Source organism: Serratia sp. szju (assembly GCF_044594185.1).
Taxonomy (GTDB): domain Bacteria; phylum Pseudomonadota; class Gammaproteobacteria; order Enterobacterales; family Enterobacteriaceae; genus Serratia; species Serratia bockelmannii.
On record NZ_CP172576.1, the window covers coordinates 4197468 to 4221741 of the forward strand.

The 24274-nt window shown below is 58.1% G+C and carries 25 protein-coding genes and 3 tRNA genes; 16 read left to right on the forward strand and 12 right to left on the reverse strand.

Annotated elements, in window-relative coordinates; genetic code table 11:
* Positions 1 to 53: 53 nt before the first annotated feature.
* The 4 genes from RE418_RS19780 to rnt all read left to right on the forward strand — a co-directional run bounded on the left by RE418_RS19780 (position 54) and on the right by rnt (position 3370).
* Positions 54 to 674, forward strand: coding sequence for a TetR/AcrR family transcriptional regulator (locus RE418_RS19780; RefSeq protein WP_025302659.1), 621 nt, complete (start codon positions 54 to 56; stop codon positions 672 to 674).
* Between the two features lie 86 nt (positions 675 to 760).
* Positions 761 to 1864: an alkene reductase gene (locus tag RE418_RS19785; RefSeq protein WP_025302658.1), complete on the forward strand. Its 1104-nt coding sequence runs from the start codon at positions 761 to 763 to the stop codon at positions 1862 to 1864.
* A gap of 335 nt (positions 1865 to 2199) precedes the next feature.
* Complete coding sequence (gene gloA / locus RE418_RS19790) at positions 2200 to 2607, forward strand: lactoylglutathione lyase (RefSeq protein ID WP_004931325.1); 408 nt, start codon at positions 2200 to 2202, stop codon at positions 2605 to 2607.
* 79 nt (positions 2608 to 2686) lie between these two features.
* Positions 2687 to 3370 (forward strand): ribonuclease T, encoded by a 684-nt coding sequence (rnt, locus tag RE418_RS19795; RefSeq protein ID WP_049295485.1) that lies wholly within the window; start codon positions 2687 to 2689, stop codon positions 3368 to 3370.
* A gap of 68 nt (positions 3371 to 3438) precedes the next feature.
* On the opposite strand, the gene RE418_RS19800 is transcribed toward rnt, so the two are convergent.
* On the reverse strand, positions 3439 to 3786 hold the full coding sequence (locus tag RE418_RS19800; RefSeq protein ID WP_004931329.1) for a Grx4 family monothiol glutaredoxin: 348 nt from the start codon (positions 3784 to 3786) through the stop codon (positions 3439 to 3441).
* A 416-nt stretch (positions 3787 to 4202) separates the two neighbouring features.
* Between RE418_RS19800 and RE418_RS19805 the strand changes: the two genes are divergently transcribed.
* Entirely contained in the window at positions 4203 to 5021 is an 819-nt protein-coding gene (locus RE418_RS19805) for a C40 family peptidase (protein WP_025302657.1), read from the forward strand.
* 198 nt (positions 5022 to 5219) lie between these two features.
* Complete coding sequence (gene sodB / locus RE418_RS19810; protein ID WP_004931333.1) at positions 5220 to 5798, forward strand: superoxide dismutase [Fe]; 579 nt, start codon at positions 5220 to 5222, stop codon at positions 5796 to 5798.
* A gap of 61 nt (positions 5799 to 5859) precedes the next feature.
* Here sodB and RE418_RS19815 read toward each other — a convergent pair whose 3' ends face one another.
* Positions 5860 to 5949: a YnhF family membrane protein gene (locus RE418_RS19815; protein ID WP_019455989.1), complete on the reverse strand. Its 90-nt coding sequence runs from the start codon at positions 5947 to 5949 to the stop codon at positions 5860 to 5862.
* 324 nt (positions 5950 to 6273) lie between these two features.
* Between RE418_RS19815 and purR the strand changes: the two genes are divergently transcribed.
* Entirely contained in the window at positions 6274 to 7299 is a 1026-nt protein-coding gene (purR, locus tag RE418_RS19820) for an HTH-type transcriptional repressor PurR (RefSeq protein WP_025302656.1), read from the forward strand.
* Here purR and punR read toward each other — a convergent pair.
* Positions 7296 to 8240 carry a DNA-binding transcriptional activator PunR gene (gene punR / locus RE418_RS19825; protein WP_025302655.1) on the reverse strand — a complete coding sequence of 315 codons (945 nt, stop codon included), beginning with the start codon at positions 8238 to 8240 and terminating at the stop codon, positions 7296 to 7298. The genes purR and punR overlap by 4 nt on opposite strands.
* 123 nt (positions 8241 to 8363) lie before the next feature.
* On the opposite strand from punR, the gene punC reads away from it, so the two are divergent.
* Both punC and cfa read left to right on the forward strand, forming a co-directional pair.
* Positions 8364 to 9575 carry a purine nucleoside transporter PunC gene (punC, locus tag RE418_RS19830; protein WP_089180838.1) on the forward strand — a complete coding sequence of 404 codons (1212 nt, stop codon included), beginning with the start codon at positions 8364 to 8366 and terminating at the stop codon, positions 9573 to 9575.
* A 343-nt stretch (positions 9576 to 9918) separates the two neighbouring features.
* Positions 9919 to 11070, forward strand: a complete 1152-nt coding sequence (gene cfa, locus RE418_RS19835; RefSeq protein WP_043141148.1) for a cyclopropane fatty acyl phospholipid synthase — start codon at positions 9919 to 9921, stop codon at positions 11068 to 11070.
* 73 nt (positions 11071 to 11143) lie between these two features.
* Here cfa and RE418_RS19840 read toward each other — a convergent pair whose 3' ends face one another.
* Entirely contained in the window at positions 11144 to 11437 is a 294-nt protein-coding gene (locus RE418_RS19840; RefSeq protein ID WP_016927929.1) for an I78 family peptidase inhibitor, read from the reverse strand.
* 54 nt (positions 11438 to 11491) lie between these two features.
* Complete coding sequence (locus RE418_RS19845) at positions 11492 to 12142, reverse strand: riboflavin synthase (protein ID WP_025302652.1); 651 nt, start codon at positions 12140 to 12142, stop codon at positions 11492 to 11494.
* A gap of 239 nt (positions 12143 to 12381) precedes the next feature.
* Between RE418_RS19845 and RE418_RS19850 the strand changes: the two genes are divergently transcribed.
* The 7 genes from RE418_RS19850 to RE418_RS19880 all read left to right on the forward strand — a co-directional run bounded on the left by RE418_RS19850 (position 12382) and on the right by RE418_RS19880 (position 16988).
* Positions 12382 to 13758, forward strand: coding sequence for an MATE family efflux transporter (locus tag RE418_RS19850; RefSeq protein ID WP_043141143.1), 1377 nt, complete (start codon positions 12382 to 12384; stop codon positions 13756 to 13758).
* 181 nt (positions 13759 to 13939) lie between these two features.
* A tRNA-Val gene (locus RE418_RS19855) sits at positions 13940 to 14016 on the forward strand.
* 20 nt (positions 14017 to 14036) lie between these two features.
* A tRNA-Val gene (locus RE418_RS19860) sits at positions 14037 to 14113 on the forward strand.
* Between the two features lie 20 nt (positions 14114 to 14133).
* Positions 14134 to 14210 (forward strand) — tRNA-Val (locus RE418_RS19865).
* 121 nt (positions 14211 to 14331) lie between these two features.
* Positions 14332 to 14637, forward strand: a complete 306-nt coding sequence (locus tag RE418_RS19870; protein WP_025302650.1) for a cupin — start codon at positions 14332 to 14334, stop codon at positions 14635 to 14637.
* A gap of 393 nt (positions 14638 to 15030) precedes the next feature.
* A complete protein-coding gene (gene pykF, locus RE418_RS19875) occupies positions 15031 to 16443 on the forward strand; it encodes a pyruvate kinase PykF (protein ID WP_025302649.1) in 1413 nt (470 codons plus the stop codon).
* A gap of 308 nt (positions 16444 to 16751) precedes the next feature.
* Positions 16752 to 16988, forward strand: coding sequence for a major outer membrane lipoprotein (locus RE418_RS19880; protein WP_004931354.1), 237 nt, complete (start codon positions 16752 to 16754; stop codon positions 16986 to 16988).
* 140 nt (positions 16989 to 17128) lie between these two features.
* Here the strand turns inward: RE418_RS19880 and RE418_RS19885 are convergent, their stop codons facing one another.
* The 7 genes from RE418_RS19885 to sufA form a co-directional block, all read right to left on the reverse strand.
* On the reverse strand, positions 17129 to 18142 hold the full coding sequence (locus RE418_RS19885) for a L,D-transpeptidase family protein (RefSeq protein WP_025302648.1): 1014 nt from the start codon (positions 18140 to 18142) through the stop codon (positions 17129 to 17131).
* 296 nt (positions 18143 to 18438) lie between these two features.
* Complete coding sequence (gene sufE, locus RE418_RS19890) at positions 18439 to 18855, reverse strand: cysteine desulfuration protein SufE (RefSeq protein WP_025302647.1); 417 nt, start codon at positions 18853 to 18855, stop codon at positions 18439 to 18441.
* 36 nt (positions 18856 to 18891) lie between these two features.
* Complete coding sequence (gene sufS, locus RE418_RS19895; protein ID WP_025302646.1) at positions 18892 to 20118, reverse strand: cysteine desulfurase SufS; 1227 nt, start codon at positions 20116 to 20118, stop codon at positions 18892 to 18894.
* Positions 20115 to 21401: a Fe-S cluster assembly protein SufD gene (gene sufD / locus RE418_RS19900; RefSeq protein WP_049295483.1), complete on the reverse strand. Its 1287-nt coding sequence runs from the start codon at positions 21399 to 21401 to the stop codon at positions 20115 to 20117. Before sufD ends, sufS begins: the two co-directional genes overlap by 4 nt.
* Complete coding sequence (gene sufC, locus RE418_RS19905; protein WP_016927936.1) at positions 21376 to 22122, reverse strand: Fe-S cluster assembly ATPase SufC; 747 nt, start codon at positions 22120 to 22122, stop codon at positions 21376 to 21378. The genes sufD and sufC overlap by 26 nt, the downstream gene beginning before the upstream one ends.
* Positions 22123 to 22165: 43 nt before the next feature.
* Positions 22166 to 23662 carry a Fe-S cluster assembly protein SufB gene (gene sufB / locus RE418_RS19910; RefSeq protein ID WP_025302644.1) on the reverse strand — a complete coding sequence of 499 codons (1497 nt, stop codon included), beginning with the start codon at positions 23660 to 23662 and terminating at the stop codon, positions 22166 to 22168.
* A gap of 14 nt (positions 23663 to 23676) precedes the next feature.
* Positions 23677 to 24048: a Fe-S cluster assembly scaffold SufA gene (gene sufA / locus RE418_RS19915; protein ID WP_004931368.1), complete on the reverse strand. Its 372-nt coding sequence runs from the start codon at positions 24046 to 24048 to the stop codon at positions 23677 to 23679.
* Positions 24049 to 24274 lie beyond the last annotated feature (226 nt).

Here is a 24274-nt window from a genome sequence, read left to right on the forward strand (position 1 = left end):
CGTTTTGTGCGCCGGTTTTTTTATTCCCATTGACCTAGACCAATCGGTCTATTATGCTCGGCGCCATGATGACCAAATCAACGCATTGCAACGTGGATACACGTGAACATCTGCTCGCCACCGGCGAAACCCTCAGCCTGCGCCTGGGCTTTACCGGCATGGGGCTGAGCGAACTGCTGGCTACCGCGGGCGTGCCGAAAGGCTCGTTCTACCACTATTTTCGCTCGAAGGAAGCCTTCGGCGAAGCGATGCTGCAACGCTATTTCACGCATTATGACGCACAGATGCAGGCGCTGTTTGCCGACAGACGCGGCGATGCCCGCCACCAGCTGCTCGGCTATTACGCCCAGGCTATCAGCTATCACTGCCGCAGCGAATGCCATAACGCCTGCCTGGCGGTGAAGCTTTCCGCCGAGGTGAGCGATCTGTCGGAACCGATGCGCCATGCGCTGGAAACGGGCACCGCTCGCGTGATCGGCCACTTGCAGGAGGCCATCGAGCGCGGTATCGCAGAGGGCTCGCTGTCGGTGGCCATGAGCCCCGCGGCAACCGCAGAAACGCTGTATTCACTGTGGCTCGGCGCCTCGTTGCGCGCCAAGATCCGTCACTCGCTGGCGCCGTTAACCAGCGCGCTGGAAAGCATCGAGTTGCTGCTGCGCCCGCCGCAGCCGTAACACCACCGTCTTTTTTCGTGAAAATGCAGTTCGTGTTTTTTATCGCCCATCACTAGACGACCGGTCTATTAAATACAGGATGCACTATGAAGACTGAAAAATTGCTCTCTCCGCTGAAGGTTGGCGCCGTCACCCTGCCCAACCGCGTGTTTATGGCTCCGCTGACGCGTTTGCGCAGCATCGAACCGGGCGATATTCCTACGCCACTGATGGCGGAATATTATGCGCAGCGCGCCAGCGCCGGCCTGATCGTGACCGAAGCGACGCAGATCTCCTTCCAGGCGAAAGGCTACGCCGGTGCGCCAGGCCTGCATACCCCGGAACAGATCGCCGCGTGGAAACACATCACGCAGGCGGTACACGACAAAAACGGCCACATCGCCGTACAGCTGTGGCATGTAGGCCGCATCTCCCACGCCAGCCTGCAGCCGGGCGGGCAAGCGCCGGTCGCGCCTTCGGCAATCAACGCCGACACCCGCACCACCGTGCGTGATGAAACCGGCGCCTGGGTACGCGTACCGACCTCTACGCCGCGCGCGCTGGAAACCAGCGAGATCCCGGGCATCGTTAACGATTTCCGCCAGGCGACCGCCAACGCGCGTGACGCCGGCTTCGACTTCATCGAACTGCATGCGGCCCACGGCTATCTGCTGCACCAGTTCATGTCACCGGCTTCCAACCAACGTACCGATCAATACGGTGGCAGCATTGAGAACCGCACCCGCCTGACGCTGGAAGTAGTCGATGCCACCATTGCCGAATGGGGTTCCGAGCACATCGGTATTCGTATCTCGCCGCTGGGGCCGTTCAATGGGCTGGACAACGGTGAAGATCAGGAAGAAGCGGCGCTGTATTTGGTGGAGGAGCTGAATAAGCGCAACATCGCTTACCTGCACATCTCCGAACCGGACTGGGCCGGTGGCAAACCGTATTCCGACGCCTTCCGCGACTCGGTGCGCGCCCACTTTAAAGGGGTGATCGTCGGCGCTGGCGCCTACACCGCCGAAAAAGCCGAAGCGTTAATCGAAAAAGGCTTCATCGACGCGGTGGCCTTCGGCCGCAGCTATATCGCCAACCCGGATCTGGTCGAGCGTTTCCGTCAGCACGCCCCGCTGAACGAACCTAAGCCAGAAACCTTCTACGGCGGTGGTGCCGAAGGCTATACCGACTATCCGTTTCTGGCGAAGTAACCCGTCCTGACCCCAACGGCCACGCAATCGCATGGCCGTTTTTTATGCGCCGCGCGCAAAAAGGCCCGCACAAGGCGGGCCGGGGTTCCCTGGTGTTGTTTATGCTGCAGTTCAATTTCTACACGGTTATGTGGGGAATTGATAATTGATTGTGCAGATCAATTACTTCGTATCGATCGGTACGCTCGATCAATATTTAAACACCACCGCTCCAACCCCGACATGTGACATTGTCACTCATTCGTCACATTGAATTCCCTTGTAGGACAAGGCTATACTCGCTTGTGCTTCAATCCACCCGCCGTCTGCCACGGCACAGTCAATTCAGAGGAATTATGCGCTTACTCCATACCATGATCCGCGTCGGTGACCTGCAACGTGCCATCGACTTTTACACCAAGGTATTAGGCATGCGTCTGCTGCGCACCAGCGAAAACCCGGAGTACAAATACTCCCTGGCTTTCGTCGGCTATACGGAAGAGAGCGAAGGCGCGGTTATCGAACTGACCTATAACTGGGGCACCGACAGCTACGACATGGGCACCGCCTTCGGCCACCTGGCATTGGGCGTAGACGACGTTGCCGCCACCTGCGACAGCATCCGTCGCGCAGGCGGCAAGGTCACCCGCGAAGCCGGCCCGGTGAAAGGCGGCACCACGGTGATCGCCTTCGTCGAAGATCCGGACGGCTACAAAATTGAGCTGATCGAAAACAAACACGCCGGTCAGGGCCTCGGCCATTAAGCCACCCCTTCAGGGCGCGCTGGCGCCCTGCTGATTCTCCGCGCGATAGCGCCTGCAACCGGGCGCAAAATTTGCCATAATGCGCGCTGCATTCGATGAAGATAAGAAACTGATGGCCGAAAAAAGTGATCTTAACGCCCTGAGTGGTCGTTTTCGTGGGTTTTATCCCGTAGTAATAGATGTTGAAACCGCCGGCTTCAACGCCAATACCGATGCGTTGCTGGAGATCGCCGCCGTGACGCTGAAAATGGATGAAGATGGCTGGCTGCAGCAGGACGAGACTCTGCACTTCCACGTGGAGCCTTTCGAGGGCGCCAACCTGCAGCCGGAAGCGCTGGCGTTTAACGGCATCGATCCGCACAACCCGTTGCGCGGCGCGGTCAGCGAATACGACGCGCTGCACGCCATTTTCAAAGCGGTGCGCAAAGGGCTCAAGGAGCGCGGGTGCAACCGGGCCATTATCGTGGCGCACAACGCCAACTTCGATCACAGCTTCCTGATGGCTGCGGCCGAACGTGCCGGCCTGAAGCGCAATCCGTTCCATCCGTTCGCCACCTTCGACACCGCTGCGCTGAGCGGCCTGGTGCTGGGCCAAACGGTGTTGGCGAAAGCCTGCATCGCCGCCGGTATGCCGTTCGACAGCAGCCAGGCGCACTCTGCGCTGTACGACACCGAGCAAACCGCCCTGCTGTTTTGCGAGCTGGTTAACCGCTGGAAACGTCTCGGCGGCTGGCCGCTGCCCGCCGGCGATCTCGCTGAATAAGCCCAACAAAAAAGGCGGCCCAGTTTGCACTGGCGCCGCCCGTTACGCGATAACCACAAGCCTGTCGATTAAGACTGCTGGTCTTCCTGCGCTTTATACTTTTCTGCCGTTTCTTTGATCAGCTGCTGCAGTTCGCCGCGCTGATACATTTCGATGATGATATCGCAACCGCCGACCAGCTCACCGTCTACCCACAGCTGCGGGAACGTCGGCCAGTTGGCGTATTTTGGCAATTCGGCGCGGATGTCCGGGTTTTGCAGAATATCCACGTAGGCGAAACGCTCGCCGCAGGCGGACAGCGCTTGCACTGCCTGCGCGGAGAAGCCACAGCTCGGCAGCTTTGGCGAACCTTTCATGTACAGCAGAATCGGGTTTTCAGCGATCTGGTGCTGAATTTTTTCAAGTGTCGTCGTCATTTATTGCTTCCTCAAGCCACATTTCATGGCTACAACATGCATCACGCGGGCTATTGTAGCGGCTGGAACAGTCGCAAGAAAACGCCATCTTTTGCAAGGATATTCGCCCGCCGCCGATCGCGTTTCACCGGCCACGTCATTCCGGTCAAAACATACGTTGAGAATAACATTTTTAATCCGACCATTTCACTAATATATTGCGCCGCGATGACGGCGCGACTTAATTATATCCGCCACCGCCGACTGGCGCTTTTTTATACACCAACAGGCTGATTTTGAAACAAAAAAAATGTCATTAACGTTTTCTCACAATATGGATTATTATTTATGAGTTCTTCGCTGTTTTATATGGCGAAATTCGGGAATACTGTAACTCTTTCGATATCCGCTTCGGGGCCAAGGTTGGTGACGTCGACATGCGTTTAATTCTTACGCTCTTTGCGCTGCTGTTTACGCAGCTCTTCTTCAATTTGGCGCACGCTGCGCCACAGGCGCGTGTTGCCGCCGAGCAGCGTAAAAGCCATGCTAATGAAGCGCGGCCCGATGACCGCAGAAAAAAGAAAGCGGACAAAGCCGCTAAAAAAGCCAAAGTGACGGCCCCCGCGAAAAAAACCAAGACCGCCAAGGCGAAAAGCGAGAAAAGCGCGAAAAAGATCGCCAGCGCAAAACCCAAGGCCAAAGCGCAGAAAACTGCCAAGATTAAAGTCACCCCGCCGAAGAAGGGCTATAAAAAAGGCTATGGTCGCCACCGCGAAGCCGGTATGGCCACCGCCAAACTGGCGCGTGACGAAAAGCCGTTAAAACTTAGCCCGGCGCACAAAAAACGCTACCAACACGCCAAACAGACCGCGATGGCCAAGCTGATGGATCAGATGGGCAAGCCTTATCGCTGGGGCGGCAGTTCGCCGCGCACCGGCTTCGACTGCAGCGGCCTTATCTATTACGCCTATAAAGACGTGGTGAAAATCAAAATGCCGCGCACCGCCAACGAGATGTATCACCTGCGCGACGCGGCGCCGATCAAGAAAAGCGAACTGGAAAGCGGCGATCTGGTGTTCTTCCGCATCAACAACCGCGGCGTGGCGGACCATGTTGGCGTCTACCTCGGCAACGGCAAATTCATCCAGTCACCGCGCACCGGTGAAGAGATCCGCATCAGCCAGCTCGACAACGACTATTGGCAGAACCACTACATCGGCGCACGCCGCGTAGTAACGCCGAAAACTATCCGTTAATTCCCTGCTCTGTGCGGTTGCGGCCCCGGTCGCAACCGCCTGCTCAAGCTATCGCCCATCGCACCTCCCCACGCGCATTTCTCGCTTTTCTTCCTGTTTTTTATGATGAAAATTGTTAAGATTGAATGACCACAATAAAAAACGGCCCATATGACTCTCGCCCGGCGAGAGGCGAATGGCGCTGTAAAGGAGGAAGCAATGTCGTTTGAATTACCTGCATTACCGTATGAGAAAAACGCGCTCGAGCCGCACATCTCCGCCGAGACCCTGGAATACCACTACGGCAAGCACCACAACACCTACGTGGTTAACCTGAACAACCTGGTGAAAGGCAGCGAGTTCGAGGGCAAATCGCTCGAAGAGATCATCAAGACCTCTAACGGCGGCGTCTTCAACAACGCCGCGCAGGTGTGGAACCACACCTTCTACTGGCACTGCCTGTCACCACAGGGCGGCGGTGAACCGCAGGGCGAACTGGCGGCAGCGATCGTCAAATCCTTCGGCTCTTTCGCTGCGTTCAAAGAGCAGTTCACCGATGCCGCAGTGAAAAACTTCGGTGCCGGCTGGACCTGGCTGGTGAAAAAACCGGACGGCGCGCTGGCGATCGTCAACACCTCCAACGCGGCCACCCCGCTGACCGGTGAAGACAAACCGCTGCTGACCGTTGACGTGTGGGAACATGCGTATTACATCGATTACCGCAATGCGCGTCCAAAATACCTGGAAAACTTCTGGGCGTTGGTCAACTGGACCTTCGCAGCGGAAAACCTGGCGTAAGCGCAGGTTCTGAGGTGATGAGGCGCAGCCTGGCTGCGCCTTTTTTATAACCGGGGGTAAATCAGTTCAACGCGGCAACGAAGCTGAAAGCGATAATGACCGCCAGCGCGCAGACGGTAGTGAACAGCGACATCTTCAATTCGGTATCCATGACAACTCCTTTAAAATGGGCTTTCCTAAGGATAAAAGGCGCACAATTAGTACGTCAAATCATTTTCCCACAGTTCGCCGATAAAATCTTGTTATCATTTCCCGGTTTATAATCTCGATTACCTCTTCCACTTTTGTTCAATATGCGACAAAATTCGCAGTTCACAACTGCGTACCGGCATTCATGCCCCTCCTGATTAAGCGCTGAAGACTTCAACACACTAAAAACTCAGTTTTCGCTTCTCTGGAGAAGGATCTACGTAGGCAAACGATTAACATCACACTTACATGCTGTAAACATGTGAGTTCAGGAGTCATTCCTTACATGGCAACGATTAAAGATGTGGCCAAACGCGCGGGCGTTTCCACCACCACCGTTTCGCACGTCATCAATAAGACTCGTTTCGTCGCCGAAGAGACCAAAGCGGCCGTGTGGGCCGCCATTAAAGAGCTGCACTACTCGCCGAGCGCCGTGGCGCGCAGCCTGAAAGTCAATCACACCAAGTCGATCGGCCTGCTGGCCACCTCGAGCGAAGCCCCCTACTTTGCCGAAGTGATCGAGGCGGTGGAAAACAGCTGCTACAGCAAAGGCTACACCCTGATCCTGTGCAACTCGCACAATAATCTCGACAAGCAGCGCGCCTACCTGGCGATGCTGGCGCAAAAGCGCGTCGACGGCCTGCTGGTCATGTGCTCCGAGTATCCGGATCAGCTGCTGGGCATGCTGGAAGACTACCGTAACATCCCGATGGTGGTGATGGACTGGGGCGCCGCGCGCGGCGACTTCACCGATACCATCATCGATAACGCGTTCGAAGGCGGCTATCTGGCCGGCCGTTACCTGATCGAGCGCGGCCACCGCGATATCGGCGCCATTCCCGGCCAACTGTCACGCAACACCGGCGGTGGCCGTCACCAGGGCTTTATGAAGGCGCTGCAGGAAGCGAATATCGACATTCGCGAAGAGTGGATCGTCCAGGGTGACTTCGAGCCGGAGTCCGGCTATAAGGCGATGCACCAAATCCTGTCGCAAAAACAGCGGCCGACCGCGGTATTCTGCGGCGGTGATATCATGGCGATGGGGGCCATCTGCGCCGCCGACGAGCTGGGCCTGCGCGTGCCGCAGGATATTTCCGTGATCGGCTACGACAATGTGCGCAACGCCCGCTACTTCACCCCGGCGCTGACCACCATTCACCAGCCGAAAGAGCGCCTGGGCGAAATGGCCTTCACCATGCTGCTAGATCGCATCATCAGCAAGCGCGAAGAGTCGCAGGTGATCGAAGTGCATCCGAAGCTGATCGAACGCCGCTCGGTCGCCGACGGCCCGTTCATCGACTACCGCCGCTAATCCCCCGCGCCGGAAGCCTGCGCAGCTTCCGGCTCCACCTCACTCAGCCACTCCTGATTCAACGTCTCTCCATCACCCAGATACGCCAGCAGCCAGCTCATCGCCGGTGACGGTTTATCCTGCTGCCAGGTCAGGCAGCACGGGCTGGCGGGAAACGGCTGCTGCAGCTGCAACGCCTTCAACTCACCGCGCTGCACCCGCGGCAGCGCCAGATGCGCCGGCATCATACCGACGCACAGCCCGGCGCACAGACAGTCGAACGCCGAGGTCCAGTCCGGCACCACCAGCCGCCGCTGGTTATCCAGCGTCCAAGTGACACGCTTGGGCAGATTGCGCGAAGTGTCCTCCAGACAAAGCGCAGGGTACGGCCTAAGCCGATCGTCATTCAACGCCCCTGCCAATTGCGCCAGCGGGTGCTGCGGGCTGACCACGCACAGCCAGTTCATATCCCCCATGTCGCGAAAGGCGAAGCCGCCGCCGACCGGCACCGCGCGGGTGGCGCCAATCGCCATATCCGCCCTGCCGTCCACCAACGCATCCCACACGCCGTTAAACACCTCGGGTTGCAACATCAGTTCAACGTCGGGGAAATGGCGGTAGAAATCCAGCACCAGTTGGCGGCTGCGCTGCGGTTTGACGATGATGTCCACGGCGATATTCAGCTGACCGCGCCACCCGTTAGCCACCTGCTGACAATGGCGGCGTGTGTCGAGCATTTTTTTGATAACAGCTCGCGCATCCTTGATAAATAACGCGCCGGCCGGCGTCAGCTCCACATCACGGTGACGCCGCTCAAACAGCGGCACCGCCAGCCATTGTTCCAACTGCCGCACGGTGTAGCTCACCGCCGACGGCACCCGGTGCAGCTCCTGCGCCGCCGCGCTGAAACTGCCGGTGCGCGCCACCGCGTCAACCACTTCAAGAGAATATTCAGACCACATCGCTTTGCCTTCAATTTTTTTAACAGCACTTTGCAAATATTACCGTTTCACAAGCAGAGATCCAGCCGGATACACTGGCCGGCGCTAAAAACCTGCGACACTAAAATATTAACGAGAAATACCATGCGAAACTCCTTTGGTTTTATGTTCTATCTCGCCGGCCTGAGCATGCTGGGTTATCTGGCGACCGATATGTACCTGCCCGCCTTTGGCGCCATGCGGGAGGAACTGCAAATTTCCGCCGGCGCGGTCAGCGCCAGCCTGAGCATATTTCTGGCCGGCTTCGCCTTCGCGCAGCTGCTGTGGGGGCCGCTCTCCGACCGGCTGGGCCGCAAACCGGTATTATTGATTGGCCTGACGCTGTTCGCGTTCGGCTGCCTGGGCATGCTGTGGGTGGAAAATGCCGTGCAGCTCTGGATACTGCGCTTTATTCAGGCCGTCGGCGTCTGTTCCGCCGCCGCCATCTGGCAAGCGCTGGTGGTCGACCGCTATCGCGAAGGCCAGGCCAATCGCGTATTCGCCACCATCATGCCGCTGGTCGCGCTGTCGCCAGCGCTGGCGCCGCTGCTTGGCGCCTGGCTGCTTAACCACGCCAGCTGGCGTGCGATCTTCGCCGTGTTGCTGGCCATCACCGCCCTGCTGCTGCTGCCGACGTTGCTGCTCAAAGATCGCGCCAAAACTCAACCCTCTGCCGATGCGCCAAAAAGCAGCGTCAGTTTTTGGCAATTATTGAAATCCCCGGTGTTCAGCGGCAACGTCGCCATGTACGCCGCCTGCTCGGCCGGCTTCTTTGCCTGGTTGACCGGCTCGCCGTTCATCCTTGGTGATATGGGCTATGGCCCGAGCGACATTGGTCTGAGCTATGTGCCGCAGACGCTGGCTTTCCTGCTGGGGGGCTATGGCTGCCGCGCCGCGCTCAAACGCATCAATGGCAAAACCCTACTGCCGTGGCTGCTGGTAGCTTATGGTGTCAGCATGGTGGCGCTGTATCTGGTGGCGACCGTAACCACTCCGACGCTCACCACGCTGCTGATCCCGTTCTGCGTGATGGCGCTGGTCAACGGCGCGGGCTACCCGATCATGGTGGCGAATGCGCTGATGCCGTTCCCGGAAAGCAGCGGCAAAGCCGCCGCGCTGCAAAATACGCTGCAGTTGGGGCTGTGTTTTGTGGCGAGCATGATGGTGTCGGCGTTTATTGCCCAGCCGCTGCTGGCGACGGTGACGGTGATGGTGTCTACGGTGATCCTCGCCGCGCTGGGCTATTTCCTCCAGCGGGGAAAAGCGGGCGATGCGCAGCAAAAGGCGCAGCGGAAACATGCTAACTCAGCGTCATAATTGCCAAGCTTAATAATCACTTAAAGAATATGCGCGCCGAGTGCGATTTACAGTTGAGTCAACGCCTCGGCACGCCTATACTCAAAAACAACTTTATAAAGTAACACCTTATAATCTCTATATCTCAATTAGCTCTTGTGTACGCGTCTTGCGTCACACTCTTTTTTAAAGAGGCGTTTATCCTGCGCCATTTGCGTCGGGTCGTTTCTTTAAATTTCCTCTGTTCATAGTCGGATATCAGACGCCGCGGGCTTATTTCCCGTCGGTATACGTATGCACCCGCAGAAATTGTCTAAGCTGTTTCCTAACGGGTCATCAGTCAGAAGAAGGTGATGGAGAAGCTATGAGTTCATCGTGTATAGAAGATCTGAGCATCCAGGATAACCAGTGGTATCGCATCGCGCACGAAATGCTCGGTCTGGCCGGTATCGAAATCAATGGATCGCGCCCTTTCGATATTCAGGTTAAAAATCCCGAATTCTTTAAACGCGTTTTGCAACAAGGGTCACTGGGCCTCGGCGAAAGTTATATGGACGGTTGGTGGGAGTGCGAACGGCTGGATATATTCTTCCAGCGCGTGGTCAGCGCCGGGCTGGAGAAGAAACTTCCCCACCACCTGAAAGATACCCTGCGGATCGCCGCCGCGCGCCTGACCAACCTGCAATCGAAAAAGCGCGCCTGGATCGTCGGCAAAGAACATTACGATCTTGGCAACGATCTGTTTACCCTGATGCTCGATCCTTACATGCAGTATTCCTGCGGCTACTGGAAAGACGCCACCACGCTGGAGGAAGCGCAGGAAGCGAAGCTGCGGATGATCTGCGAAAAACTGCAGCTGCAGCCAGGCATGCGCTTACTGGACATCGGCTGCGGCTGGGGCGGCCTCTCTGCCTATGCGGCGAAGCATTACGGCGTGTCGGTGGTCGGCGTGACCATTTCCGCCGAACAACAGAAGCTGGCCCAGGCTCGCTGCGCCGGGCTGGATGTGCAGATCCTGCTGCAGGATTATCGCGATCTTCATCAGCAGTTTGATCGCATTGTCTCGGTCGGCATGTTCGAGCACGTCGGGCCGAAAAACTACCGCACCTATTTCAATGTGGTAGAACGCAATTTAGCGCCGCACGGCCTGTTCCTGCTGCACACCATCGGTTCCAACAAAACCGACATGAACGTCGATCCGTGGATCAACAAATATATCTTCCCGAACGGCTGCCTGCCTTCAGTGAGCCATATCGCCGAAGCCAGCGAAGGCCATTTCGTGATGGAAGACTGGCACAACATCGGCGCCGACTACGATCGCACGCTGATGGCCTGGTTCGAGCGCTTCAAACAGGCGTGGCCGCAGCTTGCCCCGCGCTACTCCGAACGCTTCGAGCGGATGTTCAGCTATTACCTGAACGCCTGCGCCGGCGCGTTCCGGGCGCGCGATCTGCAACTGTGGCAGGTGGTATTCAGCCCGAAAGGCGTTGAAGGCGGCATCCGCGTCGCCCGCTAAGCCACTTGCCCGACAAAAAAGGCCCCGGTAGTCACATCGCCGGGGCCTTTTTTGCTCGTTCGAAGCGTACGGCTTAGCCGCAGTAAACGCGGATGATTTTATCGTCGCTGTCGCCAAGGAAGTTCAGGCGGCGCAGGTTGAAATCCATGGTGACGGCAGAGTTGTACGGAATGGCTCGCACCTTGGCGTCGATCCGTACGCCTTCCAGCGAGGTCATCGGTTTGCCGACGAAGTTTTGATACTGTGATGCGCCACAGGTATCGTCCGCATCGGCCATTTGCGCGCCCGCGCCCTGCTCAGGCGAACTGCTGCAGGCGCTCAGCGCCAGCAACGCGGTTAACAACAACGTTTTCCCATAAAACTTCACGCGTTTCTCCTCTCTGCTTATGATTCGATTCCGGCGGCAACGCCCGAATCGCTGTCAGTCTTTGTGCGCCGGCGCCACCGCCGCCGCCAGCGTCGCTTCCCGGTTGGCCAGCACGCGCTCGACGGTGTCCACCACCGCCTGCGTTTGCGGATCGATCTCGATGTTCACCTTGTCGCCGAGGCGTTTTTTACCCAGCGTGGTGCGATCCAGCGTTTCCGGGATCAGGTGCACGCAGAAACGGTTATTCACCACTTCGCCGATGGTCAGGCTAATGCCGTCGATGCCGATGAAACCTTTGTGCAGCACATATTTCATCAATTCCGCATCCGGCATGCGCAGCCATACCTGGCGGTTATTTTCCGAGGTATAAATCTTGGCCACCTCCGCCGTGCAGATAATATGGCCGGACATCAAATGGCCGCCAATTTCATCATTGAACTTCGCCGCGCGCTCGATATTGACGATGTCGCCCAGCGCCAGATCGCCGAGGTTGGTCAGGCGCAACGTTTCTTTGATCAAATCGAAGCTGACGCGGTTGCCTTCCACCGCGGTGACGGTCAGGCAGCAGCCGTTATGGGCCACCGACGCGCCCAGCTCCAGCCCCGGCAGCAGCTCGGTAGGCATTTCGATCACGTGGGTGCGGAAATTAGGTTTCTCATCAATGGCGACCAGCGGCGCGGTGCCTTGTACGATACCGGTGAACATATGTGCCTCTTCTTGCTAAATAGGTTAAAACGCTACCGGCAGTTTGCCCCAGTTGGCGCTGAAAACCAAATCCGCGACGGTAAAAAAGGAATGGCTGCGCATTTAATAACTATTTATCTGCAGCGTTTGCTTAACGACGCCGAGCAGGTACAATCTTTTTGACAAAATTCCGCTATTTTAATTGTTGTCCTCTCGCGGCAGCCCTCCCTCCCACATATATAAATAGAAAAGGTGTATGCGTGCAGAAGTACTTAATTGAAGCGCGTAGTTTATTGGCTCTCGCTATCCCGGTCATTATCGCGCAAATATCGCAAACCGCTATGGGCGTGGTGGATACCATCATGGCCGGCGCTTACAGCGCCACCGACATGGCGGCGGTGGCGGTCGGCACCTCAATCTGGCTGCCGGCCATCCTGTTCGGCCACGGTCTGCTGCTGGCGTTGACCCCAGTTATCGCTCAGCTCAACGGTGCCGGCCGCCGCGATCGTATCGGCCATCAGGTGCGCCAGGGTTTTTGGCTGGCCTCCGGCGTCTCCGTACTGCTGATCGTCGTGCTGTATAACTGCAAGTTCGTCATCGACATGATGCACAACATCGATCCGCAGCTGGCGGATAAAGCCGTCGGCTACCTGCACGCCATCATGTGGGGGGCGCCGGGCTACCTGTTCTTCCAGGTGATGCGCAACCAGTGCGAGGGGTTGTCTAAAACCAAGCCCGGCATGGTGATCGGCTTCCTCGGCCTGCTGGTGAATATCCCGATCAACTACATCTTCATCTACGGCAAGTTCGGCATGCCGGAACTCGGCGGCGTCGGCTGCGGCGTCGCCACCGGCAGCGTCTACTGGATCATGTTCCTGATGATGCGCTGGTACGTGAAGCGCGCGCCGTCGCAGCGCGACATCAAACGCCAGGCCGGCGATCTCGGCGGCCCGGACTGGGCAGCGCTGAAGCGCCTGATCGGCATCGGCATGCCGGTGGCGCTGGCGCTGTTCTTCGAAGTCACGCTGTTCGCCGTGGTGGCGTTGCTGGTTTCGCCGCTCGGGATCGTCGCGGTCGCCGGCCACCAGATCGCGCTTAACTTCAGCGCGCTGATGTTCGTGCTGCCGCTGTCGCTGGGCGTCGGCGCCACCATCCGCGTCGGTTATCGTCTGGGGGAAGGCTCGGTCGAAGGCGCGCGCGTCGCCGCCTATTCCGCCATCGGCGTCGGCATCACCATGGCCGTCTGCACCGCGCTGTTTACCGCCACCTTGCGCGAACCGATCGCCCTGCTGTACAACGACAGCCCGGCGGTGGTGGCTATGGCCTCGCAGCTGATGCTGTTGGCGGCGCTGTACCAAATTTCGGACTCGATCCAGGTGATCGGCAGCGGCGTGCTACGTGGTTATAAAGACACCCGAGCGATCTTCTTCATCACCTTTATCGCTTATTGGGTATTGGGCCTGCCGAGCGGCTATCTGCTGGCGTTAACCGACGTGGTGGTGCCGGCAATGGGGCCAAGCGGCTTCTGGATCGGCTTTATCATTGGCCTGACCTTCGCCGCCATCATGATGGCGCTGCGTATGCGCTGGCTGCAGAAACAGCCGACCGCCGTCATCCTGCAGCGATCCACGCGCTGAATCCGCTCCCGGCCGGTTTCATCCCCGGCCGGGCTGCGGTTTGCGGAAAAAAACGCCGGACTGCGCACAACCTCAGCAATCGCGTGAAATACCGAATAAAATTGCGCTTTTCCCCTTGCCAGCGCGCAGGTAGCTCGTTAATATTCGTCCCCGCTGTCAGCCATGACAGACAGGAAAAGATGCGTCCGTAGCTCAGTTGGTTAGAGCACCACCTTGACATGGTGGGGGTCGGTGGTTCGAGTCCACTCGGACGCACCAAATTCCAGAAGCAGTACAGTGCGTCCGTAGCTCAGTTGGTTAGAGCACCACCTTGACATGGTGGGGGTCGGTGGTTCGAGTCCACTCGGACGCACCAAATTCCAGAAGCAGTGCAGTGCGTCCGTAGCTCAGTTGGTTAGAGCACCACCTTGACATGGTGGGGGTCGGTGGTTCGAGTCCACTCGGACGCACCATATTGCTGATTTATCTCTCCCCCTATCGCGTTATACTTCCCGTTGTTTCGTCTCTGCTCGACCGCTCGATTTCTCATGTCGATTGCGCCGAACTACCGCCATCCACCATCAGGAACGCCACATGACCACCTTCACCGCCAAAACCGCCTTTTTACCGCTCGACAATGGCCTTGCCCGCCGTGAAGGAGTGATGAGCGACGGTTCGCCGGCGGCGGAAGTGCGTTTCGAGGCCGGCGCTTTTGGCCAACTGCAAAAGCCCCCGCATGCGCTGCAAACCCGGGTGATATCGGGTGAATTCGAGTTCACCCTCGGCGGCGATACGCGGACAGTACGGGCCGGCGAGAGCCTGATCCTGCCGGCCAACGTCGCCAGCGGCTGCTTCTGCCTGAGCGCCGGCGTGCTGCTGGAAATCCCGCAAACGCGCTAAGCCGTATTTACAGCAAGGTTATTTGCGCAACAAGCTGTACGCAACGCGTTGCATTTGCGCCACATTTGCCCCCGTTTTGACATATCCGCCACACCGCTGCGGTTTTTTATTTTGTTTCCCGCCGCTTAGCCTTTATAATGCGCAACGTCTATCAGTTGAATGGTTTCAGCCCTTGATCTGCGAAAACGCAATAACAACACGATTTCATCTCACCCCGTTGCGCAGCATCTCCGCGCCCCCGCGCGGGCTGAATTTTTCCGCCCCACTTCAACTGTCGTCACCTATCCTTAACTATGTTTTTCACCACCAGGCACGGCTCAAATTCCCTATCGGCGTAAATAGCGCCGGTCAAATTCGTTTTTTTATCCATCACAACTTGTAGAAAACTCCGCCATGAAAAAGACCAAAATTGTTTGTACCATCGGTCCAAAAACCGAATCGGAAGAAATGCTGACCAACCTGCTCAATGCGGGCATGAACGTGATGCGTCTCAACTTCTCTCACGGCGACTATGAAGAGCACGGCAACCGCATCAAGAACATGCGCGCCGTGATGGCGAAAACCGGTATCAACGCCGGCATCCTGCTGGATACCAAAGGCCCGGAAATTCGCACCATGAAATTGGAAGGCGGTAAAGACGCCTCGCTGGTCGCCGGCCAAACCTTCACCTTCACCACAGACCAGAGTGTGATCGGCAACAGCGATCGCGTAGCGGTCACCTACGCCGGCTTCGCCGCCGACCTGAAGATCGGTAACACCGTGCTGGTTGACGACGGCCTGATCGGCATGGAAGTCACCAACGTGACCGAGAACGAAGTCGTTTGTAAGGTGCTGAACAACGGCGACCTGGGCGAGAACAAAGGCGTCAACCTGCCGGGCGTGTCCATCCAGCTGCCTGCGCTGGCCGAAAAAGACAAACGCGACCTGATCTTCGGCTGCGAGCAAGGCGTCGACTTCGTGGCGGCGTCCTTCATCCGTAAACGTTCCGACGTGCTGGAGATCCGCGAGCACCTGAAAGCGCACGGCGGCGAGCAGATCCAGATCATCTCCAAGATCGAGAACCAGGAAGGCCTGAACAACTTCGACGAAATCCTCGAAGCATCCGACGGCATCATGGTTGCCCGCGGCGATCTGGGCGTGGAGATCCCGGTCGAAGAAGTGATCTTCGCCCAGAAGATGATGATCGAAAAATGCAACCGTGCGCGTAAAGTGGTGATCACCGCCACCCAGATGCTCGATTCCATGATCAAAAACCCGCGCCCTACCCGTGCGGAAGCCGGCGACGTTGCCAACGCCATCCTGGACGGCACCGATGCTGTCATGCTGTCCGGCGAGAGCGCCAAGGGCAAATATCCGCTGGAAGCGGTCAACATCATGGCGACCATCTGCGAGCGCACCGATCGCGTGATGCCAAGCCGCATCGACTCCCTGAACGATCGCCGCAAGCTGCGCATCACCGAAGCGGTGTGCCGTGGCGCGGTTGAAACCGCCGAGAAACTGGACGCGCCGCTGATCGTCGTCGCCACCAGCGGCGGCAAGTCAGCGAAATCCGTGCGTAAATACTTCCCGAACGCGGTGATCCTGGCGCTGACCACCAATGAGACTACCGCGCATCAGCTGGTGCTGAGCAAAGGCGTCATCCCGCAGATGGTCAAGGAAATCGCTTCTACCGACGACTTCTACCGCATCGGTAAAGAAGCCGCGCTGGCCAGCGGCCTGGCGCAAAAAGGCGACGTCGTGGTGATGGTTTCCGGCGCGCTGGTGCCGAGCGGCACCACCAACACTGCCTCGGTACACGTGCTGTAATATAAAACGTGACATAATTGCCTTGATCAAAACGCCGCTTTGCGGCGTTTTTTTTATCAGCAGTAACCTATTTTTCTCAAAACGCAACCGCGGACCGCTCATTATTTAGCTAATAAAGAATCGGAGTAGTCCCATGGAAGCCGGCTGTTTTCCCTCGTTTTTTTAACTAATTTGTAAAACCAGATGCAAGTTTGAGCGAACGATCAAAATAAAGCACCTCAACACTAAAAAATTATTCTCTTTCGAAAAAAGTTTGTGTAATACTTGTAACGCTACATGGAGATTAACTCAATCTAGAGGGTGTTATAATGAATCGTACTAAACTGGTACTGGGCGCGGTAATCCTGGGTTCCACTCTGCTGGCTGGCTGCTCTAGCAACGCTAAAATCGATCAACTGTCTTCTGACGTTCAGACTCTGAACGCTAAAGTTGATCAGCTGAGCAACGACGTGAACGCAATGCGTTCTGACGTTCAAGCTGCTAAAGACGACGCAGCACGCGCTAACCAGCGTCTGGACAACCAAGCTCACGCTTACAAAAAGTAAGATAGCTTTGGTTATTGAAAACGGCGCACATTGTGCGCCGTTTTTTTTCGCCTGTATCCTGGACTGATTTTTCCTGCATAGCGGGCAAAAAAAGAGGTTCAGCACGCTGAACCCCTCTTCGACCGCTCAATCTTGCAAACTTAGTTCACCGAACTGATTGGCGCTGCCTTAAATGGGCTCTTATTCGCCGCAGGCGCCGCTGCAGGCGTTAAACTCACCTCAGACGGACTCTCCCCTACGTTGACCAGCACCGGCATGCCAGAACGGCGTACAACCGCGCTATCGAACACGGCGCGATCGGTCTGACCATCCGCAGCAAAGGCTTTCTCCGCTTTAGACAACGCGATCGGCATGGTCTGCGGATCGTCGCTTTCTACCCGCGACAGCGGCTGGTGCACTTCCACATAGCGTTTGCCGTCCGGCTCAACCGAAATCTTCACCGGATCGTTGATCACCTGCACCCGTGTACCACGCGGCACCTGATTGAACAGCGCTTCGATGTCCGTCGGACGCAGGCGAATGCAGCCGGAGCTGACGCGCATGCCGATACCGAAGTTGGCGTTGGTGCCGTGGATCAGGTATTCACCGCGCCCCATCGCCAGACGCAGGGCGAACAGCCCCATCGGGTTCTCAGGCCCGGCCGGCACCACTGCAGGCAGCGTCACGCCCTGGGACTGATAGCGCTTGCGGATGTTGGCGGTGGGCGTCCAGGTCGGGTTAGGGATCTTCTGGCTGATGGAGGTCACTTCCAGCGGCGTGTGCATCCCGGTCTGGCCGATGCCGATCGGATAGACGATCACTTTGTTCTCGCCTTTCGGGTAGTAGTAAAGACGCAGCTCGGCCAGATTGACGATAATCCCTTCACGCTTAGTGTCAGGCAGCAGCATTTGGGTCGGAATGGTCAATACCGTGCCTGGCTTGGGCAGGAACGGGTCGGTGCCAGGGTTGGCTTCCAGCATGCCCAGCAGGCCAATCTTGTAGTCGGCGGCGATCGCCTCCAGCGGACGGCCGTCGTTTGGCACGGTATAAGTGGTGTTTTCACCGATCAGACGGCTGTCTGGCGGCGGCAGCGGGTACTCGGTCGCACTGGCGGCCTGCGTGCCGGCCAGTACGGTGGCGAAGACCATGCCCATTAAACTCAACGCACGTTTCATTATCATCCCTATATTTTTTATGACGGTTCGCCCCCAAGGCTAACGAGCGCCCGACGGTGGGTAAATCAGACAATACCTGATTAATACTAGCAACGCTGGCATCAAAGGCAATAAGTTCTCTAAAAATCAACACGTTATAACGTAATCGCCGTCGTTGATTGTCAACGAAACGTCAATAGGTAAGCTGCTGAAATATCACTGAATTGGGGGATGGTTCCTGGGGAAAACAACGGATTGTAAAGACTCATTGACAAAGCGAATATATCAATGAGCCTTGAGGAGAAAGGCGTTAAGGATCAGGCCAGCTGCGCCGCTTTACTGCGAATGGCACGGATCATCGCCTCCAGCCCCTGCGAGCGTGAAGGCGTCAGATGTTGGCTGAGCGCCAGTTCGCCGAAAAACGGCCGCACATCGAGATCGACGATCTGTTGTGGCGTTAATTGACGATAAAGAATAAACACCACCGCCAGCAGCCCTTTGACGATCGCCGCATCGCTGTCGCCGTGAAACTCGACCTGCCCCTGCTCATCGAGACGCATCACGATCCACACCTGGCTCTGACAGCCGGAAATCAGGTTGCCGGCCTGCCGCTCGGCCTCGTCCAGCGGCGGCAACTTGGCGCCAAGTTCAATCACGTACAGGTATTTCTCCTCCCAGTTCAGACAGCGGGAGAAATTACGCACCAATTTATCTTTGTCCGGCAAATTCGCCATGGGGATCCTTTTGTACCGCCGGGGACGCGCCCCGGCCTAACCTAATAGCTGATGAATGCGTTGCAGCCCGGCCACCAGCCGGTCCACCTCTTCGCGGGTATTATATAACGCCAGCGAAGCGCGGCACATGCTCGGCACCTGATAAAACGCCATCAGTGGCATGGCGCAGTGATGGCCGGTGCGAATGGCGATGCCATACTGATCGAGGAAGCTGCCGACGTCATAGGCGTGGTGTTCTCCCAAATTAAAGGCGATCACCCCGGCCCGATGTGCCGGACCATAGATTTTCAGCGTCGGCACCTGCTTGAGCGCCTCGAGCGCGTAGTGCATCAGCGACTGTTCATAATCGTGGATCGCATTCAGACCCAGGGCTTCGACGTAATCGAACGCCGCCCCCAGCCCCATGATGCCGGCGGTGTTCGGCGAACCCGCCTCGAAGCGCCACGGCGGATCGGCGAAGGTGGTGCCCGCCGTCAGGCTGACCTGGCGGATCATCGAGCCGCCCCCTTCCCACGGTGGCATCTGCTGCAGCAGCGCCTGGCGGCCATACAGCATGCCGATACCGGAAGGGCCGTACAGCTTGTGGCCGGAAAACACGTAAAAATCGCAGTCCAGCGCCTGAACATCGACGCGCTGGTGCATCACCGCCTGCGCGCCGTCCACCAGCACCGTCAGATCCGGCGCCAGGGCTCTGGCGCGGGCGATGATGTCGCGCACCGGGTTGACGGTGCCTAGCACATTGGAGACCTCGGTCAGCGCCAGCAGTTTGCAGGACGCGTCGACCAGCTCCGGCAACCGCGCCAAATCCAGCGTGCCGTCGGGCTGCAGCGGCCAAACCCGCAGCTGCAACCCACGCTCCTGCGCCAGCATCTGCCAGGGCACGATGTTGGCGTGGTGTTCCATCTCGGTGATGAGAATCGCATCGCCCGGCTGCAGCAGGTGGCGGCCAAAGCTGTTGGCCACCAGGTTGATGCCTTCGGTGGTGCCCTTGACGAACACCATCTCTTCCGCCGAGACGGCGTTGATAAAGCGCGCCGCCTGTTCCCGCACCGCTTCCATCTGCTGAGTCGCCTCAGCGCTCAAGGTGTGAATGCCGCGATGCACCGCGGCATAGCCGTGGCGATAGAAATCCAGCTCGCGGTCGATCACCACCTGCGGTTTCTGCGCGCTGGCGGCGCTGTCGAGATAGGCCAGCGGTTGGCCGTTCACCTCACGCGCCAGCAGCGGGAAATCGCCGCGCACGCGTTCAATCGGATAACTCATGCAGCCTCCCCCGGCAGGCGCTGGGCGATGCGTGCCAGCACCCGCTCCCGGATGATGTCGTTGGCGATGCCTTCGGTCAGCTCGGCGGCGAAGGCGAAGATGATCATCTGCTGTGCCGCGTGCTTGTCGATACCGCGCGACTGCAGATAGAACAGCTGCTCTTCATCGATGCGCCCTACGGTGGCGCCGTGGCTGCACTTGACGTCGTCGGCGTAGATCTCCAACTGCGGCTTGGTGTCCACTTCCGCCACCTTACCCAACAGCAGGTTATGGTTAGTCATCTGGCCGTCGGTTTTAATCGCGTGCTTGGCCACTTTGATCATGCCGTTGAACACCGCCTTGCCGCGATCGCTGACCACGGTTTTATGCAGCTGGCGGCTTTCGCAATAGCCCTTGTTGTGCTCCAGATAGGTACGGGTATCGCAGATCTCTTTGCCCACCGGCAGCACCAGGCTGTTGATCACCAGGTTCGCGCCTTCGCCGTTCAGCTGCGCGCTGGTGTTATGCCGCGTCAAGCCGGCGCCCAGCAGGAAGCTGTCGCTTTTCACCCGCGCGTCGCGGCCAATGACCAAATCGTTATGGGCAAAGTGGTAGCTTGGCTGGCTCTCAAACGCCAGCTTGCAATGCAACAGTCCGGCGTTGTCCGCCACGTTGGCGGTCAGGCGTGCGCCGGTGAAGTGCGCGGCCTCGCCCAGGCTGACGTAGTGTTCGATCACTTCCGCCTCGGCCCCGCGCCCAATCTCCAGATGATGGCGGTGATGCACGGTGTTCACTTCCCCGCTGGCGCCGCGTCCGCTGCTGATATGCAGCAGGTACAGCGGACGAGCCGGGGCCTTGTCAGCCGGCAGGCGAATCAGGCTGGTTTCCTGCGCCAGGCTTTCGGTCAGGTGCAGGAAAATTTCCGGCTGGATCGCCTCCGGCAGCGCCTGCGGCGTGCCGTAGGCGGTCAACTCGAACTGGTAGTCGCCCAGATCGCCATCGCTCAGCGCGGCGCTGTAGCGGCCGTCGATAAACACCAGCCGGCAGGCATCGATGCCGAGCGCCAGCGCCTCGAGCTGCTCTGCGCTCACCAATGCGGGCTGCGGCTCGAGGAACTGCTGCTCCAGCAGGCTCTCCAGCGGCGTGTATTTCCAGTTTTCATGCTTGCGCGTCGGCCAGCCGAGGCGCAGCGCCTGCTGCCAGTGCGCCAGCGCATGCGGCGAACGCTCGCCACCGCGGCCTTCGAACAGGCGATACAGCTGCTGCAGCGCGTTTGAATTACTGTTGGTCGGTAAGCCAGCCATAGCCCTGCTCCTCCAACTGTTTTACCAGCGAGAAATCGCCGGATTTGACGATGCGCCCCTGCGACAGCACGTGTACGTAATCCGGTTGGATGTAGTCCAGAATGCGCTGGTAGTGGGTGACGATGATAAAGGCGCGCTTGCCGTCCCGCAGCGAGTTGACGCCGTTGGCGACGATCTTGAGCGCATCGATGTCCAGACCGGAGTCGGTTTCATCGAGAATGCACAGATCCGGCTCCAGCGCCGCCATCTGCAGAATGTCGTTGCGCTTTTTCTCGCCGCCTGAGAAACCGACGTTGACCGAACGGGTCAGCAGGTCGGCCGGCATGTCCAGCAGCGCGATTTTCTCTTCGATGAAATCGGCGAAGTCAAAGCGATCCAGCGGCTCCTGCTCGCGGTATTTGCGCACCGCGTTGACCGAGGTCTGCAGGAAGAAGTGGTTGCTGACGCCGGGGATCTCCACCGGGTACTGGAAGGCCAGAAACACGCCCTCGCCGGCGCGGTCTTCCGGATCAAGCTCCAGCAGATCCTTGCCCTTGAAGGTGACTTCCCCTTCGGTCACTTCGTACTCTTCACGCCCGGCCAGCGTGGCGGACAGCGTGCTCTTGCCCGAGCCGTTCGGCCCCATGATGGCATGCACTTCGCCCGGTTTGATCTCCAGATCCAATCCCTTGAGGATCTCGTTGCCTTCCACGCTGACTTTCAAATTCTTGATGCTTAACATGCTGTGTCCTCAGATAGCGCCGACGGCGCTAAAAATGCGGCGATTAACCCACGCTGTGTTCCAGGCTGATGGCCAGAAGTTTCTGCGCCTCGACGGCGAACTCCAGCGGCAGCTCGGAGAAAACGTCCTTGCAGAAACCGTTGACGATCATCGAAATGGCGTCATCCTCGCTGATGCCGCGCTGCAGGCAGTAGAACAGCTGGTCGTCGCCGATCTTCGAGGTGGTGGCTTCGTGCTCCAGCTGAGCGCTGTTGTTGCGCGCTTCAACGTAAGGGAACGTGTGGGCACCGCTGTCCGGCCCGATCAGCATCGAGTCGCACTGGGTAAAGTTACGGGCGTTTTCCGCCCCCGGCAGGATTTTCACCAGGCCGCGATAGGTGTTCTCGCTGTGGCCGGCGGAGATGCCTTTGGCGATGATGGTCGACTTGGTGTTTTTGCCGATGTGGATCATCTTGGTGCCGGTGTCCGCCTGCTGATGGCCGCTGGTCAGCGCCACCGAGAAGAATTCGCCGATCGAATTGTCGCCCTGCAGGATCACGCTCGGGTATTTCCAGGTGATGGCCGAGCCGGTTTCCGACTGGGTCCAGGACATTTTTGAGCCGGCGCCTTCGCACAGCGCGCGCTTGGTGACGAAGTTGAGGATACCGCCCTTGCTCTCACCGCCGGAGAACCAGTTCTGCACCGTCGAGTATTTCACTTCGGCGTCTTTATGCAGGATCACTTCCACCACCGCCGCGTGCAGCTGATAGCTGTCGCGCACCGGGGCAGAACAGCCTTCGATATAGCTGACATAGCTGCCTTCGTCGGCGATCAGGATGGTGCGCTCGAACTGGCCGGTTTTGGCGGCGTTGATACGGAAATAGGTCGACAGCTCCATCGGGCAGCGCACGCCTTTCGGCACATAGACGAAGGTGCCGTCAGAGGCCACCGCGGCGTTCAGCGCAGCGAAGAAATTATCGTTGGACGGCACTACGCGCCCCAGGTACTGACGCACCAGATCCGGGTATTCCTGAATCGCTTCGCCGAACGAGCAGAAGATCACCCCGCTCTCCGCCAGTTTTTCACGGTAAGTGGTAGCGACCGATACTGAGTCGAAGATGGCGTCCACCGCCACCTCGCTGCCCTCGCGCACCGGCACGCCGAGCTGATTGAACGCCAGCTCCACTTCGCTGGTCAGGTAATCTTTTTCCGTCGCCGCGCCCGGTTGCTGCTCGGCGCCGGGTTGCGAACCGCAGGCATCGTCGCAGCTGCCGCAGGACGGCGCCGAATAGTAACTGTAGTCCTGGTAGTTAAGGCGTTCGTAATTGGCCTTCAGCCAGTGCGGCTCTTCCATCTGCAGCCAGGCGCGGTAGGCCTCGAGGCGGAATTCCAGCATCCACTCGGGTTCGTTGCGCTTGGCCGAGATGGCGCGAACCACCTCTTCGTTGATGCCTTTGGCCAACTCATCGGTTGCAAGCTGGGTGAAGAAACCTTCTTTGTAGCGACCTTCGCTGACCCAAGCCTGCACTTCATTAGGCATTTCTACATTGCTTCGTGTCATGTTGATTGCATCGCTCAAACGCCAAAGCTCTCGCCGCACCCGCAGGCATGCTGAGCTTTAGGGTTGTTGAATTTGAATATCTGATTCAGCCCTTCGCGGACGTAATCTACCGTGGTGCCATCGATGAACGGCATGGCCTTCAGCGGCACATAGAGTTTGGCGCCGTCGCGCTCAAACAGCAGATCGTCATCGGCGGGTTCGCGGGTCAGATCCAGCACATAGGCAAAGCCGGCGCAGCCGGATTGTTTCACCCCTAGCTGCAGCCCTTTCACCTGCGGATCCTGCTGCATCAGTTTCGTTATTTGTCGTACGGCGCTGTCGCTGAGCGAAATGCCTTGCCAGACATTTTCATCCAGAGAAAAGGTGCCGACATTTTCCGTTTGCATAGGGTCTACCTCACACTCGTGTTTGGCCACAGCCAATCTGGGTTGCTTATATGTTAGTGATAACGATTATCACTTCAACCGTTTGTTTTGCGGGGGTATCCACCGCGAGCGCGGTTTTTCGCTGCGGCGTGCGGCAAGCCAGCGGGACATTCGTGGTGGCTTGCGGCATCTGGCGGCAAGGTGTGCATGCTATCCCTATGAATTTGTTCTTTATCCTGCATCACCG